Origin of the sequence: Moorena producens PAL-8-15-08-1, from assembly GCF_001767235.1 — a bacterium.
Classification (GTDB): domain Bacteria; phylum Cyanobacteriota; class Cyanobacteriia; order Cyanobacteriales; family Coleofasciculaceae; genus Moorena; species Moorena producens_A.
Map to the genome: position 1 here is coordinate 6776522 of NZ_CP017599.1, position 18808 is coordinate 6795329.

Annotated in this window: 17 protein-coding genes; 10 read left to right on the plus strand and 7 right to left on the minus strand. The window is 43.1% G+C overall.

The features are described 5' to 3' along the window. The first annotated feature begins 110 nt into the window (after positions 1–110). On the plus strand, positions 111–899 hold the full coding sequence (locus BJP34_RS24800; protein ID WP_070394651.1) for a DUF4058 family protein: 789 nt from the start codon (positions 111–113) through the stop codon (positions 897–899). Between the two features lie 257 nt (positions 900–1156). Continuing rightward, positions 1157–1333, plus strand: a complete 177-nt coding sequence (locus tag BJP34_RS45780; protein ID WP_168166522.1) for a hypothetical protein — start codon at positions 1157–1159, stop codon at positions 1331–1333. Here BJP34_RS45780 and BJP34_RS24805 read toward each other — a convergent pair. The 3 genes from BJP34_RS24805 to BJP34_RS24810 are packed head-to-tail and all read right to left on the minus strand — an operon-like array spanning position 1309 to position 4365. Next, positions 1309–2688, minus strand: a complete 1380-nt coding sequence (locus tag BJP34_RS24805; RefSeq protein ID WP_070394652.1) for a cytosine deaminase — start codon at positions 2686–2688, stop codon at positions 1309–1311. The genes BJP34_RS45780 and BJP34_RS24805 overlap by 25 nt on opposite strands. Next, a complete protein-coding gene (locus BJP34_RS44425; RefSeq protein ID WP_158517457.1) occupies positions 2579–2815 on the minus strand; it encodes a hypothetical protein in 237 nt (78 codons plus the stop codon). The genes BJP34_RS24805 and BJP34_RS44425 overlap by 110 nt, the downstream gene beginning before the upstream one ends. A 47-nt stretch (positions 2816–2862) precedes the next feature. After that, a complete protein-coding gene (locus BJP34_RS24810; protein ID WP_070394653.1) occupies positions 2863–4365 on the minus strand; it encodes a putative bifunctional diguanylate cyclase/phosphodiesterase in 1503 nt (500 codons plus the stop codon). 694 nt (positions 4366–5059) lie between these two features. Between BJP34_RS24810 and BJP34_RS24815 the strand changes: the two genes are divergently transcribed. Beyond that, the gene (locus tag BJP34_RS24815) at positions 5060–6397 is read left to right on the plus strand and encodes an AAA-like domain-containing protein (protein WP_070394654.1); all 1338 of its coding nucleotides are present in this window, start codon (positions 5060–5062) and stop codon (positions 6395–6397) included. A gap of 22 nt (positions 6398–6419) precedes the next feature. Further along, a complete protein-coding gene (locus BJP34_RS24820; protein WP_070396865.1) occupies positions 6420–10076 on the plus strand; it encodes an AAA-like domain-containing protein in 3657 nt (1218 codons plus the stop codon). 76 nt (positions 10077–10152) lie between these two features. Here BJP34_RS24820 and BJP34_RS40840 read toward each other — a convergent pair whose 3' ends face one another. Together BJP34_RS40840 and BJP34_RS44430 are read right to left on the minus strand one after the other, a co-directional pair. Then, entirely contained in the window at positions 10153–10335 is a 183-nt protein-coding gene (locus BJP34_RS40840; RefSeq protein WP_149031162.1) for a hypothetical protein, read from the minus strand. Positions 10336–10538: 203 nt separating this feature from the next. After that, complete coding sequence (locus tag BJP34_RS44430) at positions 10539–10718, minus strand: hypothetical protein (protein ID WP_158517458.1); 180 nt, start codon at positions 10716–10718, stop codon at positions 10539–10541. Positions 10719–10737: 19 nt separating this feature from the next. Here BJP34_RS44430 and BJP34_RS24830 point away from each other — a divergent pair, with 19 nt between their 5' ends. The 5 genes from BJP34_RS24830 (at position 10738) to BJP34_RS24845 (ending at position 16489) form a co-directional block, all read left to right on the plus strand. Next, complete coding sequence (locus BJP34_RS24830; RefSeq protein ID WP_324610954.1) at positions 10738–11373, plus strand: hypothetical protein; 636 nt, start codon at positions 10738–10740, stop codon at positions 11371–11373. Between the two features lie 211 nt (positions 11374–11584). Further along, the gene (locus BJP34_RS44435) at positions 11585–11740 is read left to right on the plus strand and encodes a hypothetical protein (protein ID WP_158517459.1); all 156 of its coding nucleotides are present in this window, start codon (positions 11585–11587) and stop codon (positions 11738–11740) included. A gap of 853 nt (positions 11741–12593) precedes the next feature. Then, positions 12594–14348 (plus strand): group II intron reverse transcriptase/maturase, encoded by a 1755-nt coding sequence (gene ltrA / locus BJP34_RS24835; RefSeq protein ID WP_070392078.1) that lies wholly within the window; start codon positions 12594–12596, stop codon positions 14346–14348. 102 nt (positions 14349–14450) lie between these two features. Further along, positions 14451–15305, plus strand: coding sequence for a DNA adenine methylase (locus BJP34_RS24840; protein WP_149031163.1), 855 nt, complete (start codon positions 14451–14453; stop codon positions 15303–15305). Between the two features lie 260 nt (positions 15306–15565). Next, a complete protein-coding gene (locus BJP34_RS24845; RefSeq protein WP_070394657.1) occupies positions 15566–16489 on the plus strand; it encodes a type II restriction endonuclease in 924 nt (307 codons plus the stop codon). A 366-nt stretch (positions 16490–16855) separates the two neighbouring features. On the opposite strand, the gene BJP34_RS24850 is transcribed toward BJP34_RS24845, so the two are convergent. After that, entirely contained in the window at positions 16856–17050 is a 195-nt protein-coding gene (locus BJP34_RS24850) for a hypothetical protein (protein WP_070394658.1), read from the minus strand. Between the two features lie 433 nt (positions 17051–17483). Between BJP34_RS24850 and BJP34_RS44440 the strand changes: the two genes are divergently transcribed. Beyond that, complete coding sequence (locus BJP34_RS44440; protein ID WP_158517460.1) at positions 17484–17654, plus strand: hypothetical protein; 171 nt, start codon at positions 17484–17486, stop codon at positions 17652–17654. Here BJP34_RS44440 and proX read toward each other — a convergent pair. After that, entirely contained in the window at positions 17647–18669 is a 1023-nt protein-coding gene (proX, locus tag BJP34_RS24855; RefSeq protein WP_070394659.1) for a glycine betaine/L-proline ABC transporter substrate-binding protein ProX, read from the minus strand. The two genes, BJP34_RS44440 and proX, sit on opposite strands and share 8 nt — an antisense overlap. Positions 18670–18808: the final 139 nt, after the last annotated feature.

An 18808-nucleotide genomic window follows, 5' to 3' on the forward strand; every position in this document is an offset into this window, starting at 1 on the left:
CTAACCTTGGCCTATTGGCCACGCGCTTCGCAGCAAAGCGGGACGAAGTCCATCGCGTTCAACCGACTAACCTGCTATCCTAGAAGACAAAGCTGATGGGAGGTTAAGGGATGCCGTCAATCTTTCCCGGTATGGATCCGTATTTAGAGCATCCGGATTTATGGCCAGAAGTACATCATTGGTTGATTAGTTTAATTGCTGAGTGTTTAATTCCTCAGGTACGTCCGAAGTATAAAGTAGCTATTGAAAAGCGCATTTATCAAGTTAATAAAACTAACCAAGATGATGTCTTATTAGTTGGAATTCCTGATGTTACTGTTAAACGTCAACCCAATACTGAAGATTCTCCCACCTCTAACGTTGCTGTTGCGCCACCAACCACAAAACCAGTAACAGTAATAGTTCCTATGCCTGAAGAAATCAAACAAGGATATTTGGAAGTAAGAGATATGACTACCGGTGCTGTGGTAACCGCTATCGAAGTTTTATCTCCAGTTAATAAGCGCTCTGGTGAAGGGAGAGAAACTTACCTGAAAAAACGCCAACGGGTGTTAGGAAGCTTGACCAATTTAGTGGAGATCGATTTGCTCAGATCCTGGAAACCAATGCCACTATTAGATAACACTATTGATAGCGATTATCGGGTTTTAGTTAGTCGAGAGGAGCGTCGCCCACGAGCCGAGTTATATAGTTGTAATCTCCCAGAGCAACTACCAGTTTTTTCTCTACCATTACGTCCAGAAGATTCTGAACCGATAGTGGATTTACAAGGTATAATTAATAGTGTTTATGAACGAGGGGGTTATGATTACCAACTCGATTATGATCAAGAGCCAGTACCAGCTTTTTCAGATAAAAATCGGATATGGGCTAAGGAATTGTTTAAAACTGGTATATAGCAGTTCTAAATTGGGTAACGAAAAAAGTCCTGGGTTTTAGGAAACAGGGAGCAGGGAGCAGGGAGCAGAGAATAGGAAAGTCGGAAGTGGGAAGTCAGAAGAGGGAAGAGGCAAAAAGTATGTGTACCTCATAGCTAGGAAAAACGCTATAAATCCGGTTTAATAAGATTATATTAAAAACCATCAAAGTCTTTGCCTAGACTTGATTTGATGATTTAGGTAAGTAACCTATAATAACCGAATTTGGTATCATATATATGAGGTACACATTATTTTTGCCCTCTTGCCTCTTGCCTCTTGCCTCTTGCCTTCCCCTCCTGGGAGGGGTTAGGGGTGGGTTCCTCTTGCCTCTTGCCTCTTGCCTCTTGCCTCTTGCCTGCTCCCTGCTCCCTGCTCCGAAGTCCCTGCCCTATAAATCATCCAACTCAGCATAATCCGGCAACGTAGTATCTATTGGCTTACCCTGACGCAAGATAATTCGGTCATGCTGGGGACGGGACAAAAGTTCACTGAAATGGCGTCCCTTAAACACAATCAAATCTGCTGGGAGTCCCACCCCAATCCTACCCATCTCGGGTAAATCCATTAAATCAGCCGCTGTCTTGGTTACGGCACAAGGCCAATCACCGATGGGCATATCTAAATGGGCAATCCGTACGGCTTGGGTAAAGACTTCTAATACATCATGATCCCCAAATCCATAAAAGGGGTCTCGACAATTATCACTAGCCAAGGTTACCGGAATACCCTGTTGTTTAATTTCATGTAGCCTGGTGACTCCCCGCCAAGAGGGTGTACAGTTAGCCTGTCGATCCTGTAGATAAAGATTGCACATGGGTAAGCTAACAATAGCAATTCCTGCGGCTTTGACTAACTTGAGAGTTTCCGCAACTTCCTCTAAGGGTTGCACTGCTAAACTGCAACAGTGACCACAAATAATTTTTCCGGTAAACTGATGACGAATAGCAGCTTTGGCAATCTGTCGTAAGCAATGGGAATCGGGATTACCGTTTTCATCAGCATGGAAATCTAGGTTGAGGTTTCTCTCCTTAGCTAAAGAGAAAACAGTATCGAGTTGAGCATCCAGATCTTGGTTGGTATAGGCTACCCCCCCAAGTATGCCTCCGAGTTCAGCAATTGTGTCGGCTAAGGTAATGGCAGCGGCGGGAGTTTGATAGTAATCTAAAGTAACTAGAGACACCGCTTGTAGGGTAATTCTGTCAAGCCATTCCTTCTGGAGGGTTTGGAAAACGCCTAGGCTAATCGCACTTTGTTCTCCAACCCAGTCAATGTGGGTGCGGATAGCTTTAGTGCCATGAGCATAGCTACATTTGAGTCCAAATTCCATGCGCCGATATAAATCTGACCGTTGCCAATAGGTTTCGGCATCAGCATCTCCGGTCAGACAGGCACTATTAAAAGTACCATCAGGATTGGGAGAGCGTTCCCAGATATGACCTTTATCCAGATGGGTGTGTATATCTAGAAAACACGGCCATACTTGTCCTTGCTTGAGATTTATACTGGGGATGTGACTAGGTATGTTACTGGTATCTGTGCTAGCTTCAACACTGTTTGCATTCCCGTAGCGGCCCTTTTCGAGTTTAGCCTTTTGCTGCCCTTTGGGAACAATCGCCTTTGGCACTATCGCAGCAATGGCTCCCTGATTAATTTCAATATCAACTAAGCACAAACCCTGCTCGTTGCGATCGCAAACGTTGCTGTTTTCCAGTAGACAAAATGGTACATAGGCATTTGTGAGCCAGTATCGTTCGGCTGTGGGAATCATTCGGGAGTAGGGAGTAGGGACTTCGGAGTCGGGAGTCGGGAGTCGGGAGTCGGGAGTCGGGAGTCGGGAGTGGCCTATGGGAAAATTGAATGTACCTTATAAGTATCTCAAACACGCAGTCGATCATCAAACCCAATCCTGATTTCTCCTCACACCAAGAAATCCTCTGTTGTTCTAATCTTCCTTGATCCTAAGTTCCCGATTCCCAATTCCCGATTCCCGATTCCCGATTCCCGATTCCCATTTCTTCATCTCCCTATCTCCCCATCTCCCCACACTTAGAGCTTCTAACCAGGCTTCAGTAGCTTGGGCATTTAAAGGTTTAGAAAACCAATACCCCTGTCCATATTGACAACGCCAATCACAAAGCTGTCCCAATTGCTTTTCGGTTTCCACTCCCTCTGCCACTACATGTATGCCGAAGTCGTTTGCCAACTTTACCATCCACCGCAAAATTTTCTCATGTTTGTGATTATCACTCATACCTTTGACAAAAGAGCGGTCAATTTTTAATATATCTATGGGAAAATTTGGCAAGTAACTGAAGCCAGAATAGCCAGTCCCAAAATCATCAATGCACAACTGAATCTGTCGCTGTTTGAGTTTCTCCAACAGAACTACTGCAGTGGTTTCCAGTAGTATACTTTCTGTAATCTCCAGTTTCAAACTCTTGGCATCGAGACCAGAATCCCACAAAATTGTGTCGATTTTACCGATTAGATCCGGTTGGGATAATTGTAAGCTAGAGACGTTAACACTGATGGTTAAATCCCGATAGTGGGGAAACTGTTGTTGCCACTGGCACATTTGTTGGCAAGCCTCCCGTAGTACCCACCAACCCAGTGGCACAATCAGCTTTGTTTCTTCTGCCACCGGAATAAATTCTGCTGGTAACAGCAGTCCCCGTTCGGGATGCTCCCAGCGCACCAGTGCCTCAAAGCCAGCCAGCTTATGGGTTTCAAGAGACACAATTGGCTGGTAATAAAGCCGCAATTCTTGGCGCTTAATACCCAAGCGTAAACTATCTTCTAACTGCAACCGCTCTACACTCCGGGTGCGCATGGCAGGGGTAAACAGCTGATAGCCAGTGTTACTCTCCATTTTGGCTCGATAAAGAGCTAGACTGGCGTTGTCAAGAAGAGCAGAGGCTTGGTAATCATCCCTGTCATTGCTAGCAATTCCAATATTGGCACTCAACAAGATCTCATGGTCATCAATCGAAAAAGGCGTCCGCAGGCTAGCGCAAATCTGTTCTGCTACCAAGGTAGCTTCACTGACATCGTTAATGTCTTCGAGCAAGACCGCTAATTCATCTTCGGACCACCGCGCCACTGTATAGTTAACGGTATAGTTAACAGTATAGTTAACGGTATAGTAAATGGTATAGTTAACGGTAGAATTCAGGGCATAAGTCAAGCGAGAATCAAAAGCCTTTAGCAATTTTGCTCCCACTTGCCGTCCCATACTAAACTGAATGACTTTGAAACGTTCCAAACCCACCAATAAGACGGCGAATCGATAACCCTTATACCGCTTTGACCTCTGGATTACTTGCCTCAACCGTCTCCTAAAACTATCTCGGTTGAGCCAGGGAATCAGGAGGTCATTAAAGGTACAATCCTGAAACCTTTCTACAGGTTGCTGATCTTGCTGATCATTGTTACTTCTAGCGAACACCTATTTTCTCTATCACCCTGAATTAGCTCAATTGAGTTACTCATTGATAATTGAGCCAAAAAGGAAACCGGAAAGGCAAAAGCTGTGGTATAGTAAACGTTTTGCCATATTCTTTAAGCTCAATTTTGTTAATGGTTGTTAACGATGAACATCCTTCCTGATGGTTTTACTCAGCAAATCAATAACCATGTTTGGCATCATCCTAAGTTGCGGTTATACCGTTTAAATCAGAGGTGGGACTGTTGAATGTGGACTGAATGTGGACGATAAACAAGCAACGGTCAACTGTCGAAAACCCAACTTCAATAGAACGCTAGCCACCGTGGAACAGTAACGTGGATCAGTGATGGAACATCTTAGTTAACCATTAGTTAACCAGGGAAAACAAAATAGAGCATGGAGTAGGGGTAAATCCCATGCCCTATTCTTGGATGCCCACAATTACGAGGTAGTTTTAACTGTTACCCTTTAACCCATATAGGTAGTTTTTAGATGGCTTAATTGCGTAAGCCTGGTTGACTAGGGAAGCTGATCCCCCTTGAAGTAGGTAGCCAGCGATCAATAGCTGATCGCTGGCTTGGCGTTAACCCTAAAGGACGATTTGCGATCCCTATCCTTAAGGTAAATCGGCAATGTGGCTTTGTCTGTGAGAAAAAGTAATAAATAATTCTAATCAATTACATAATAAAAAGTAATGAGTGTTGAAGAAGCATTGGCGATGGTAGATACGGTCATCAAACCCGAACGCTTAAACGCTGTTCAAGAACTGGTGCTACGCCAATGTTGGTCAGGACAAACTTATCAAGAGATTGCTGACAGTTCTGGTTACGACGCCGATTACATTCGGGTGGTTGGCTCCCGGTTGTGGCATATCCTGTCAGAGGTTTTTGGAGAGAAGATCACAAAAAGTAACATTCGTTCTGTGATCAGGGAGCGATTACGAGAGGTCGAGCTTGAGGAGTTGGGAGAGCTCGACCTGGAATTACCTACAGAGATGGAATTGCCTAGAGGTGTGGTGCCTCTGAATTCCTCATTTTATATCGAGCGTCCCCCCAATGACTCTCTATGTTACGAAACAGTGTTGCAGCCAGGGGCATTAATCCGAATTAAAGCCCCTAGACAGATGGGTAAAACCTCGCTGATGGTGAGGGTTCTCGATCATGCTAGAGCATCTGGCTTCCGCACAGTTGCTCTAAGCTTGCAGCAAGCCGATGCCAATGTCTTCACCGATTTAGAACGATTTTTACAATGGTTCTGTGCCACAGTCACTCGTAGCCTAGAATTACCAAATAAACTGACTGATTATTGGGATGATATCTTTGGCAGCAGTGGCAATACCACAGATTACTTCGAGAATTATCTATTAAAAGAAATAGATACACCGATGGTATTGGCATTAGATGAGGTCAACCTGTTGTTTAATTACCCTGCCATTGCCACGGATTTTTTGGGTTTGTTGCGAGCTTGGTATGAGAAAGCCAAATACGGTGTAACCGGTAGCACAATTTGGCAAAAATTGCGCTTAATTATTATACATTCTACGGACGTTTATATTACCTTACATATCCACCAATCCCCCTTTAATGTGGGATTATCTATTGAATTGCCAGAGTTTACTAACGCCCAAGTGCAAGAATTAGCCCGTCGCCACGGAATCGATTGGGGGAGTGATGATTCGAGCTTCAATCACGTATCATTAATTATGGCTAAAGTAGGAGGAAATCCTTGTCTTTTAAGGGTAGCGTTATATCATCTTAGGCGCGGTGACGTTACCTTTGAGGAGTTATTGAATTCAGCAGCAAGCGAATCGGGAATTTATCATGATGACCTTCGACGACAATGGTGGAATCTACAACACTATCCACAACTGGTTCCAGCCTATCGAAACGTAGTGATGTCATCCCAGCCAGTGGAATTAGAGCAAAAGCTAGCCTTTAAGTTGCAAAGTTTAGGATTAGTACAACTCCACAAACAGGGAGCTGTGCCTAGTTGTGATTTGTATCGTCAGTACTTTAGTACTTACCTGGGGTAAAACCCATGGATGCCTGGAAATTATGAAAAACCACAACTATCAAGTTGGCGGGAGTTTACCCCCTGATACCCTCTGCTATGTGCACCGTAGAGCAGATCAGGATTTGTATCAGGCTCTGGTAGCGGGGGAATTTTGCTATGTCCTTACCTCCAGGCAAATGGGTAAGTCTTCTTTGAGGGTGCAAACTACTCAGCGATTACAAGCAATAGGCATCCACTGTGGGATCGTTGATTTGACAGAAATTGGTACCCAAGATTTGACAGCAGACCAGTGGTATGCAAGTATCTTGCGCTGTCTGGTGAGCAGCTTCAACCTCCAGGTCAATTTACGGGCTTGGTGGCGCTCACGCTCTTATCTATCCCCAGTGAAGCGTCTTAGTGATTTTATTGAGGAGGTTCTACTGGCAGAGGTTGAGGGAAATTTGGTGATCTTTATTGATGAAATCGATAGCATTCTGGGTTTATCGTTCCCGATTGAAGATTTTTTTGCCCTAATCCGAGCCTGTTACAACAAGCGCACAGAAAACCAAGCCTACCAACGCCTCAGTTTTGTTTTGTTAGGGGTAGCCACTCCCACGGATTTGATCGTAGATAAGCAACGGACTCCCTTTAATATCGGACGGGGGATTGAGTTATGTGGATTTACTCTGGAAGAAGCCAAACCCCTAGCGTTAGGTTTTAACGGAAGGGTTAGCAATCCCAAAGCCTTACTTAGGGAAATCCTGGCGTTTACGGGAGGACAGCCTTTACTGACTCAAAAGCTATGTCAGCTGATTCTAGAGGATATAGAGCATTGTACTAGACTTCTTTCAGAAGAGGGAACTTCGGATCCCGCAACAGGGAACAGTGGAGAAGAATTCACCCAAACGGTATCAAAAACAGTATCAAAAAACTACTTTGGCAAGAGGTGTACTGTCAATCCCACATCGATTGAGTACCTTGTGGGTAGGCGAATTATCGAGAATTGGGAAGTCCAAGATGAACCAGAGCATCTGAAGACTATACGCGATCGCATTCTCAGCTATGAGCAACGGGCTGGGCGGTTATTAGGACTTTATCAGCAAATTCTGCAACTCGGAGCAGTAGCAGCAGATGACAGTTGGGAACAAATGGAATTGCTACTGTCGGGATTAGTGGTCAAGAGTCACGGCAAGGTTAGAGTCCGCAACCCCATTTATGCTACTGTTTTCAACTGTGATTGGGTCAGCAAGCAACTATCAAATCTTCGTCCCTATAACACAAGTCTTAGAGCTTGGTTCAATGGTGATTGTCAGGATGAATCGAGACTATTGCGAGGTCAAGCCTTACTCGATGCCTTAGCTTGGGCAGATGCCCGTAGCCTGAGTGACCAAGATTATCAGTTCTTATCCGCTAGCCAAGCCTTGGATAAACGGGAGGCTCAACGGGCTGAAGCCGCACGAACTAAAGCAGTGGAAATACAATTGACCAAAGAGAAAGAAATTTCCCGACTGCAAAAGCTGCTGCTCGCTACAGTGAGCACAGGATTTCTAGTGTCCGCTAGTTTAGGGCTGATCGCTTTCCAGGAGTACGAAAAAGCTGTCATTAACGAAATTAATGCGATCGCAAAATCTTCTGAAGCGTTCTATGCTTCCAATCACAAGTTGGATGCCTTGATCTACGCTATCAAGGCTTGGAAGAAACTGCAACACGTAGCTGGGGCAAAGGCAAATACCCAGACTCAAGAAGTTGAGAAAATGCTCTGGCGAATCATTTATGAGATTAAGGAGTACAATCGCTTCTCAGGACATCGGGCTGCGGTTTACGACCTGGTTTTTAGCCCAGATGGTGAGATGATTGCCTCGGCTAGTGGTGACAAGACCGTCAAACTCTGGCAGCGGGACGGCACTCTGTTAAACACCCTAGAAGGCCATGGCTCCCAAGTAAAGGGAGTGGCGTTTAGCCCGGATGGTGAGATGATTGCCTCGGCTAGTGCCGACAAGACTGTCAAACTTTGGCAGCGGGACGGCACTCTGCTAAACACCTTCACTAACCATAATGCTGGGTTTGAAGCAGTAGCCTTCAGCCGGGATGGTAAGCTAATCGCCTCCGCTAGTGAAGACAACACTGTCAAACTTTTGACTATTGAGGGCAAGTTACATAAACTCCTGATAGGGCATAGTGCAGGAGTTGAAGGAATAGCGTTTAGCCCCGATGGTGAGATGATAGCTTCCGCCTCTGAAGACAATACTGTCAAACTCTGGACTAAAGAGGGCAGGTTGCTTAGAACCTTTATAGGCCATGGGAGTGGAGTTGAAGGAGTAGCGTTTAGCCCCGATGGTGAGATGATAGCTTCTGCCTCTGAAGACAACACTGTCAAACTCTGGACTATACAGGGCAAGTTGCTTAAAACCTTAACAGGACATCGGGACGAAGTTTATGGAGTTGCTTTTAGTCCCGATGGTAAGCTAATTGCCTCAGCTAGTGAGGATAATACCATTAAACTCTGGACAAAAGAGGGCAGGTTGCTCACTATCCTAGAAGGTCATCGGGATGAGGTCGAGGGAATCGCCTTCAGTCCTGATGGTAAGATAATTGCTTCGGCGAGTGAGGACAGTACCATTAAGCTGTGGAAACAAAACAGTACTTTGTACACAACCCTTAGTGGTCATTGGAATGGGGTAAGGGCAGTAGCATTCAGCCCCGATGGTCAGACAATTGCTTCAGGAAGTAGCGACAAAACTGTCAAACTCTGGCAACCAGACGGCACCTTAAAACTTACCCGAGATAATCATAGCGCTATAGTTAATGGAGTAGCATTCAGTCCCGATGGTGACATTATTGCTTCGGCAAGTAGTGACAAGAAAGTGAAACTCTGGGATAAACATGGTACCTTCTTAGCTACCCTAAATAATCATTCCGCTGGGGTTGAGGGAGTAGCATTCAGTCCCGATGGTCAGATAATTGCTTCGGCGTCTGAAGATAAAACCATTAAACTCTGGCAGCGGGATGGTAGCTTGCTAACCACCCTAGAAGGTCATAGCAATGAGGTGGAGGGAGTAGCGTTCAGTCCCAATGGTAAGATGATAGCTTCAGCGTCTGAAGATAAAACCATTAAACTGTGGCAGCGGGATAGTACCTGTACAGGGCTTGCAAAACCAACTCAAAACAGCAATTTACTACCGGAATGCTGGAGCAATAGTTTCTATACTCTCACAGGCCATGAGGATGAGGTGAAAACAGTAGCAATTAGCCCTGATGGTAAGTTCATTGCTTCCGGTAGTGAGGATAAGACAGTCAAAGTTTGGGAAGGGGACACTCAAGAAAAGAATCTGACCAAACCAAAACTGCGACATACCCTGACAGGACACAGTGACCGGATTACGGGAGTGACCTTTAGACCCAATAGCACAATGATCGCGTCTGCCAGTGCTGACAAGACGGTGAAACTTTGGGATCACAATGGTAACTTGCTGACTACCCTCACCGCACATCAGGATGAGGTAGAGGGAATCGCTTTCAGCCAAGATGGGAAAATCCTAGCCTCCGCTAGTGCTGATAGTAACGTGATTTTGTGGAATCTGGATCAAGTCCCCGATGATCTTGATCAAGTCCTAACTTATAGTTGTGATTGGCTCCAGGATTATTTGAAAACAAATGCTGAGCTAGAAAAACGCGATCGCACTCTTTGTGATCGGATTAAGGAATTGAAAAGGGAGTAGGGAGTAGGGAGTAGGGAGTAGGGAGTAGGGAGTAGGGAGCAGGTAAGAGGCAAGAGGCAAAAGGCATGGGTGCATCTCATATTTGAAAATGTTCTGTAGGGTGCGTTAGGGATGGACTAGCCCTGATTTTCGCATTAGCCAGTATTGGAACAGTCCATCCCGTAACGCACCACCACGTTAAACAACAAAAGTGAGATGGACCCAAAGGCATGCATGCTAGAGGCAAGAGGCAAGAGGTGAAAAATATTGTGTACCTCATAGCTATGATAAACGCTATAATTATAACTTATCTAAATAATTAAACTTATATCATTTCAGGATAATTATCCTGTCTTGATGCAATAGCGAGTGGGGGAAACCACGGCAGTCGCTCATGGTTAGAAGTTACCGTAAGACAGGCTCGCCTTGTCTTGATGCAATAGCGAGTGGGGGAAACCCCCAAGACCGCGCAAATCACGCTAATCAATAAGTTTTACCCCTTTTCTGCATAGCCGACCAACCATAAAGGCTCAACGTAATCAGGTTTCGTCTCCGGGGGAGACCCCCAAGACCGCGCTGCCTCCCCAAGACCGCGCTGCATCGCTTAATAAAAATCTCCCCATCTCCCCATCTCCCCATCTCCCCATCTCCCCATCTCCCCATCTCCCCACTCCCTATTTTAATGATGAACAAAATTCCCATCCTCCAACCTGGTAAATCTTATACGTTTAGAAGTTATTTTGAGATGGTCGTTGAGCCAGAAGACATTCTGGCTGAATTTGGCTATACCTTAAAGCGAAGCTCTTTGCATTTAGAAAAGTCTACGACAACACTAGACCGACTTTCTAGTCTCAAATCCAGAATTGAAGAAAGCTTACCCTATGTTAGTTTAACCAGTGAAGCAGCTCGACGAGAATTACTAATCGCTCCCATCTTACTTGATTTAGTCTACTATACTCAAGCCCAGCTAAGAATCGAATATCCCCTCACTGTTACAGAATACTTAAAAGGTTATCTAGACTATTATCTTTATACCGATAGTAAACTGTTGGTAATAGAAGCAAAAAATGCTAATCTCCAAAGAGGCTTTACCCAACTTGCTGTAGAATTAATTGCCCTCGATCTATGGAGTGATGCTGAGCAATTGATTTTAAAGGGTGCTGTTTCTACAGGGGATATCTGGCAGTTTGGACTTTTGCACCGAGAGCATAAACAAGTTACCCAAGACCTTAATCTGTATCGAGTTCCAGCTGATTTAGAAGAATTGTTCCGAATTTTAGTAGCTGTTCTTGGTGATAGAGATGGGGGCAGGGAATAGGGCATAGGGAGTAGGGAGTAGGGAGTAGGGAGTAGGGAGTAGGGAGTAGGGAGTAGGGAGTAGGGAGTAGGGAGTAGGGAGTAGGGAGTAGGGAGTAGGGAGTAGGGGGAGAAAGATTTTGTCTGGATATTGTAAGTATAGAAAATTATCCGGATTTGATATAAAGTAAGATATTTTTAACTATCAATAATCCATTAGTTTAAATAGTTTTTTGTTTTTTATACAGTTATATATAGCAGTCGAAGTAAAGCTTAAGACATCTTCTGCTCCCTGCTCCCTGCTCCCTGCTCCCTTTCAACCAAAAGACTATGTCCTAAACTATACTTCCCTTGCTATAGATATTTTATATGTTATGGTGCAACAATAATAATATACAAGGGATATATAGCCTTAATAAATATATTATAAAAACTAAGGCTTATTTAGCATAAAAAAAATGGGATATTTTTACTACTGTTCCCTATTTAATTGTTATATTAATCCTAGGTTTACATCTCAAATAAAAATGCTATACAATATTGATTGTATGCAATTTTAGTGATTATCAACGTGGCTATTTTAACAGAATCTGAACCATTTACCCTAATACAGCACCCAATAAAAAAAGAAAGACAATTAGCATCTCCTGTGCTAAAATGGGCAGGTGGCAGTGCGACTCGTTGAGCTAAAACTCACGCCAGTGGGGGGATAGCTCGAATAGCAATAGCTATTTAACTGTGTGTTACATGTAGGTTCAAATCCTACAACCTAGATGTCAGGTTACTCCATATTCCTAGGCTCCGAGACTGAATATCAACGGGTCGAGTGCAAGGAATAAAAGCGGTGTCAATTCTAAGTCATCCATGAGCCAAACCGCAAGGGAGACCGAAAGGATAAGACAACGAACTGGTGATTGACGCATCGTCAGCCCAAGATTCAGGACAAGATGACTCATGTCCCGTATCGAATTAGAGACCATGGGTGAACAAGTCTTTCCGCGCTGGTTCAGACATCCCCCGTCTAATAGACAGTCTCTCGGTGTATAGCCAGTATCCAACCCGGTCAGACAATGGACACACGGAACGAGGTAATCAAGATAATTGCTCCTGTAAAAAAGGTAGGTATTCAACCGCAAGGGTTATCTTGACGAGACGATATCAGAAGCCAATGCCCTGGGGAAAGCCCAGGGATATGCTGACGGATATCCCTGAGACAACAAGAGTAGAACACGAGTAGCAGTTATGTCCAATACACACGAACCCGTGATGGTGGAATCGAATAACTGGAACTCTCTCAACTGGAAAACCATTGAGAGAGCAGTGTTCAAGCTGCAAAAGCGTATCTACAAAGCCTCCCAAAATGGGGACAAAGCCAAAGTTAGAAAGCTACAAAAACTACTTGCCAAATCAAAATCAGCGAAACTGCTAGCCATAAGGAAAGTAACTCAAGATAACAGAGGTAAAAGAACCGCCGGAATTGATGGGAAGAAGAGTCTTGACCCATCTCAAAGGTTAGCGCTGGCCAGATACCTAGAGTTGGACGGTAAGGCCAATCCTGTAAGAAGGATAATGATTCCTAAACCCGGAAAGAAGGAAAAAAGACCTCTAGGAATCCCAAATATGGAAGACAGAGCGAAACAGGCATTAGCCAAAATAGCTCTAGAACCAGAGTGGGAAGCCAAATTTGAGACAAATTCTTACGGATTCAGACCTGGGAGAAGCACAAAGGACGCAATAGCGGCCATATACTCAGACATCAACAAACAGGATTATTACGTCCTAGATGCTGATATACAAAAGTGCTTTGACCGTATAGACCATCAAAAACTGTTGGACAAAGTGGATACATATCCACAAATGCGAAGACAGTTAAAGGCTTGGTTGAAAGCAGGAGCCGTTGGAAAAGATGGGTTCATCAACACACCAGCAGGTACACCTCAAGGAGGAGTAATCTCGCCATTATTGGCAAATATCGCATTGCACGGTATGACCCAATTAATGAAAGAGGAATTTCCCCTAAGGTATATCACTAAAGCGTTAGGAAAAAAGTACAACCTACCCAGTGGGAGAACTCTAAGAACTCCCATAGTCCACAGATATGCAGATGATTTCATTATCCTGCACCAAAGTAAAGAGGTTGTACTGGAAGCCAAAGAGGCAATTCAAGAATGGCTAAAAGAAATTGGACTGAACCTAAAGGAATCTAAAACCTCAATAGCACACACCCTAGGAAAGGAAGGGACTTTGACAGGTTTTGACTACCTTGGGTTCAACATCCGACAATATGAGGTCAATGAGGTTAATAGCCGGAAGGATAGGACGGGTAAGAAATTAGGGTATAAAACACTAATCAAACCCAGTAAGGAATCCATAAATAGGCATATGGATGACCTGAAAATAACTATCAGAAAGCACAGAAACTCTGACCAAGCCACATTAATAGGAGACCTAAACGCTAAAATAACTGGATGGGCAAACCAATACAACTCAGTGGTTAGCTCCAGAATATTTGGACAAATTGACTATAAGCTATTCCACAAACTAGAAAGATGGGCTAAATATAGGTCTCCAAACATTGGAGCCAAAGAAGCCATGTCCAACTATTGGTGGATAGACAAAGGGGAAGGATGGACATTCAAAACCCCTGATGGAACAGCTACCTTGGTGAAACATAAAGACACCAAAATAAAAAGGGTAGTTAGACTAATAGGTCACAAATCCATATATGACGGAGACTGGCTATATTGGGCTGAAAGGCTTGCCAAATACCATGGGGTAAAACCCACAGTAAATAAACTGCTGAAAAAGCAGAAGGGAAGATGCGGTCTGTGCAATCAAAGGTTTAAGGCCGATGATATTTTTGAAGTAGACCACATCATCCCCCAAAGAGCAGGCGGTAGTAATAAGCTAGACAACAAACAGCTAGTCCATGCTCACTGTCACCATACCAAAACTCGGGAACACAGAACAATATATCCCCACTTTGGAGAGCAATAACAATGTTGCCAGGAGGAGCCGGATGATTGGGAACAGTCATGTCCGGTTCTGGAGGAGAGTTCTAGGGGGGAACCCCTAGTTCGACTCTAATAAACTCAGCTTCTGCCACAACTTCGAGAGAGATACTCACCAAAGTTAAGTAAGGGAAGTCTGACGACTTATATCGAACCCTTCCTTGGAGGAGGTGCAGTTTTTTTCGATATTGTAAACAGTTTTGATATCCAGAAAGCATATCTATTTGATACCAATCCTGAGCTGATTATCCTTTATAAGGTTATCCAACAGGATGTTGAATCCCTGATCAAAGAACTGTTAAAGCTTAGTAATACATACCTGCCTAAAGATGATCAACGTCGGAAAGCATTATACTACGAATATCGTAACCAATATAACACCTTTAATAAACAAATCGATGCTAACGATTACGATCAAGATTGGAGCAAGCGGGCTGCCATAACAGTTTTTCTGAATAAAACCTGCTTTAACGGTCTGTATCGGGTCAATAGCAAAGGAGAATTTAATGTGCCAGTGGGACGATACAAAAATCCTAAAATTCTGAATGCCAATAATCTGCGAGCTGTCTCCAAGCTATTCCAAATTGCTGAAATAGAACAAAGGGACTTTAGTCAAGTCCTGGAATATGCTGATCATAGTAGCTTTATTTACTATGATCCTCCCTATCGTCCTATCAGCAAAACCTCCAATTTCAATTCCTATCACTCCCTGGAATTTGATGATAATGAGCAGCGTCGTTTACGGGATGTGTTTATCAAAGCTGATCAGGCAGGAGCCCATCAAATGCTCAGCAATTCTGATCCCACAAACTATGTTAATGATTTGTTTTTTGATAACTTATATCAAGGGTTTACTATTGAGCGAATATTGGCATCTCGTAGAATAAACTCAAAAGGAAATAGCAGAGGAAATATTAGAGAAATTCTGGTTAATAACTATTAAAATAACATTCAAACCAATCTGAAAAGGTAGAATTCCAATCATGTAACTATAGCAATTCTCTATGCCATGAGGTACAAAGCGATCCCCCTAAATCCCCCTTATCAAGGGGGACTTTGAGGTTGAGAAGCGTACCTCATAAATCCTAGAAACGCTATATAGGAGTAACTATAAGAAGGTAGAGGGGGGAGACGGGGAATTATTTTACCATTGGTTCTTTTTATTTAAAAAGGATAAAGGATATAGTACACAGGACAAATCCGATGAAATTTCATTCTGTATTTAGGGAAAATCTTGGCTGTAATGACCCTGACAGCGTATTCGAGTATGTGATGGCAACCCTGAAACCCTCTATTGTGAAATGGGATTATTTCGTAAATTGGAATAAAGTTAGCGAAAAGGTAAGAGATATTGAGATTAGTCTCAATCTTTTGAACTATCTTGTGGGCAAGGATAATCTTGAAGAAGAAGCAAGAGTGTTATTCAGAGAACATCCAAAGCTAATCTCTATCATTCCAGCCTTACTAGCTTGTCGTCCTCAAAAGTTTCATATTTTAACCGACTATCAATCAGGAGAATTTAACTATGATGATTTCAGTTTCAATAAGGAAGAAAATATAACAGACGAAGATATTGATCAAGCTATTCTTTTCCTAAAGGAGTTAGGTTTCCTAGAGCAAATCACCTCAAGACGTATCAAGTCCCTCACAGATTACTTTGTCGGTGTCGAGGTCGGTCTAGATACAAATGCTCGCAAAAACCGAGCCGGTAAAGCCATGGAAGACATAGTCGAGTACTTTGTCAATTCTATCTGTACTCCTCATGGCTTTCAGTACATCCCGCAGGCTAAGTCAGATGGCATCAGATCAGAATTTGGCAAACAGCTTACCATCAAGAAAGCGTCTAAAACGATTGATTTTGCAATTAATACTCCTAAGAAACTGGTTTTAATCGAAACCAACTTTTATAGAAGTGGTGGCTCTAAACTAAAAGCGACAGCTGGTGAGTACAGCGAGATATTCTTACAGTGGAAACAAGATGGTCACGAATTTATCTGGATTACCGATGGTGTTGGTTGGCTAACAGCTAAAAGACCTCTTCGCGATACCTTTGATAAAATTGATTACATTCTCAACCTGGATATGGTTGAAAAAGGTGTCCTAGAGGCTTTGATATTAGACCAGTGATTCTCTTTGGTTTTAATGGATGATATAGCCTTTGTATCTAGGTTTTAAACACACTTATTGGTTTTCCCTAAGGGAGTATATTCACAACTGAAATCAAAATGCTATAAGTCTCAAATTAATCAGCAATAACTTGAAAAATTTTAAGTCTTAATAAACCCACATTATCAACCCATATATAGTCAAAAAAAAGCCGTAGACATAATGTCCACGGCTTTTTCAATGCCACCGTAAGTGGATTTAAATTTTGATATCAGTCAGATCCCAAACCTAACCTGATGTGATCTTATTTGATTGGCCAAAGGTCACGCTACGCGACCAGACCAGAGCCTTTGCCCTGGGGGGAAAACCCCCCAGAAATTTAAAGTGTTATGGCAACAGCCAATACTTCATCATTGTAGTAATCACTTCGTCTGGAACATCAGTTGGCTCCAGAGGGCTCCACTCGCAAATCTCGGCATAGCCAAGGACATAAAGCATGTGCATACTATGCATTACTGCTTGACGAGAGCCTTTCATCGTGTGCTCAACAGGTTGTTTCTTTAGGTTTGGGTTTTTTGACATGAATCAAACATTGAATTCGTTGTTATATTTATAATAATAATGATTATAAATATTGTTGTCAAGGGTTTTGAAAAGTTTTTTTTTGGAAGTTTTAGGGGTAATAAAAAAACGTTCGCTAAAGTTATACAATTGCTTTTTTTGTAAAAAAAATTAACTTAAGTGTTGCTGATTATGGGTATGGTTTTGCCCCCCTAGCCCCCCAATTTTGGGGGGAACAAGACTTTCTTGCGTCCCCTCCGGTGCGCTTTCCGTAGGCGAATTAAATTCGCCACGGGTCGCACCGCAAAGTTGGGGGATTTAGGGGGCTTGAGCAAAACCAGATGATCGCGCATTCATTCCTTGATTCAGCAACGTCTTTTTAATAGCTATTAAGTACACAAAAATTCCCTACTCCCTACTCCCTATTGCCTATTGCTAGCATGCCTATTGCCTATTGCTAGCATGCCTATTGCCTATTGCTAGCATGCCTATTGCTAGCATGCCTATTGCCTACTCCCTACTCCCTACTCCCTACTCCCTACTCCCTACTCCCTACTCCCTACTCCCTACTCCCTACTCCCTACTCCCTATTCCCTATTCCCTATTCCCTATTCCCTTTAAATAGAATCCCCTCCTGCCTTTTTTGCTTCTTCTATCCAGCTATCAAACAACTCTTGATTCTTCTCAACCCACTCTTTAGCATGGCGACGAATATCTTCTGGACTGCTCTCACCCTCTTTGATCTTTAGACTTTCAACATTAATGTCCTCAGCCGGAATTTGAACCAATTCAAACCAACGCTTGGCAACTGGGTTAGCCGCCAAAAATTTCTTGTTACCAATAATGCGCTGACGATCCACAGCAAATCCCAGATTTTTTCCGTCTACTGAGGTTTCTTTTTCGGTTAGATTTTTTTGCGATTCCGGAAGAGAAGTAAAGGGAACTTCTAACCAAACTACATCTTGATCCGGTTTTAATACGGTAGATATCCAGTGAGGATTATACGCATAATATAAAACACTTTCCCCTTGCTTGTAGCGAGTCATAACATCTGCAAGTAGCACAATGTATTGTCCTCTAGTGTGTTCAACGGTATCTTCTAGTCCGTAAGCTTTGAGGTGATGATCGATTACTATTTCGCAAAACCAACCAGGATCACAACCGATTAAATTGGCTTTACCATTGCCGTCTGTATCAAATAGTTTCGCAATTTTTGGATCTTTAAATTGTTCCAGGTTAGTAATATTATATTTATCAGCCGTTTTTTTATCGATCTGATAGCCTTGTATACCATCAGGAGTAAGAACTCCAACTCGCTCTAACTTTTTGGTACCCCCAGCATTTTCAAAGAATTCTTGGTGTCCTTTTTCATAGTTAATAGTACTATAATCTAGGTCGCCATTAGCGACAGACACATAAATAACCGGATAGGTTATTTCTTTCGGTTTTTCGATTTCATAACCAAGTTTTTCCAGACCAATATTGACTATTTCAGTTTGAAACTGTTCCTCGACCCAGTTACTATGGGCAGAACGAACTTTAGTTGTTTTAACAGAGGAGGTTGATTCACAGGCAACTGAACCCATTAAGCAAGCGATCAGAGTCATTCCTAAGGTAAGTTGTCTTACTTGTCGTTTCATTAAATCCTCTCCCAGGGTTTTTATCACTAAGTCTTACCGTCAATCATAACCAGTCATACCAAATCGGCTCTTCAGTACCTTTTATCCTCAACCGACAGAAAACAAACTCATAAAGCTTACTTTACAAGGGTTCATAGGC

Coding starts and splice junctions, on each gene's coding strand:
- BJP34_RS24800 (WP_070394651.1), top strand. CDS start 111: ATGCCGTCAATCTTTCCCGGTATGGATCCGTATTTAGAGCATCCGGAT.
- BJP34_RS45780 (WP_168166522.1), top strand. CDS start 1,157: ATGAGGTACACATTATTTTTGCCCTCTTGCCTCTTGCCTCTTGCCTCT.
- BJP34_RS24805 (WP_070394652.1), bottom strand. CDS start 2,688: ATGATTCCCACAGCCGAACGATACTGGCTCACAAATGCCTATGTACCA.
- BJP34_RS44425 (WP_158517457.1), bottom strand. CDS start 2,815: ATGATCGACTGCGTGTTTGAGATACTTATAAGGTACATTCAATTTTCC.
- BJP34_RS24815 (WP_070394654.1), top strand. CDS start 5,060: ATGAGTGTTGAAGAAGCATTGGCGATGGTAGATACGGTCATCAAACCC.
- BJP34_RS24820 (WP_070396865.1), top strand. CDS start 6,420: ATGAAAAACCACAACTATCAAGTTGGCGGGAGTTTACCCCCTGATACC.
- BJP34_RS40840 (WP_149031162.1), bottom strand. CDS start 10,335: ATGAGGTACACAATATTTTTCACCTCTTGCCTCTTGCCTCTAGCATGC.
- BJP34_RS44430 (WP_158517458.1), bottom strand. CDS start 10,718: ATGGGGAGATGGGGAGATGGGGAGATGGGGAGATGGGGAGATGGGGAG.
- BJP34_RS24830 (WP_324610954.1), top strand. CDS start 10,738: ATGATGAACAAAATTCCCATCCTCCAACCTGGTAAATCTTATACGTTT.
- ltrA (WP_070392078.1), top strand. CDS start 12,594: ATGTCCAATACACACGAACCCGTGATGGTGGAATCGAATAACTGGAAC.
- BJP34_RS24845 (WP_070394657.1), top strand. CDS start 15,566: ATGAAATTTCATTCTGTATTTAGGGAAAATCTTGGCTGTAATGACCCT.
- BJP34_RS24850 (WP_070394658.1), bottom strand. CDS start 17,050: ATGTCAAAAAACCCAAACCTAAAGAAACAACCTGTTGAGCACACGATG.
- proX (WP_070394659.1), bottom strand. CDS start 18,669: ATGAAACGACAAGTAAGACAACTTACCTTAGGAATGACTCTGATCGCT.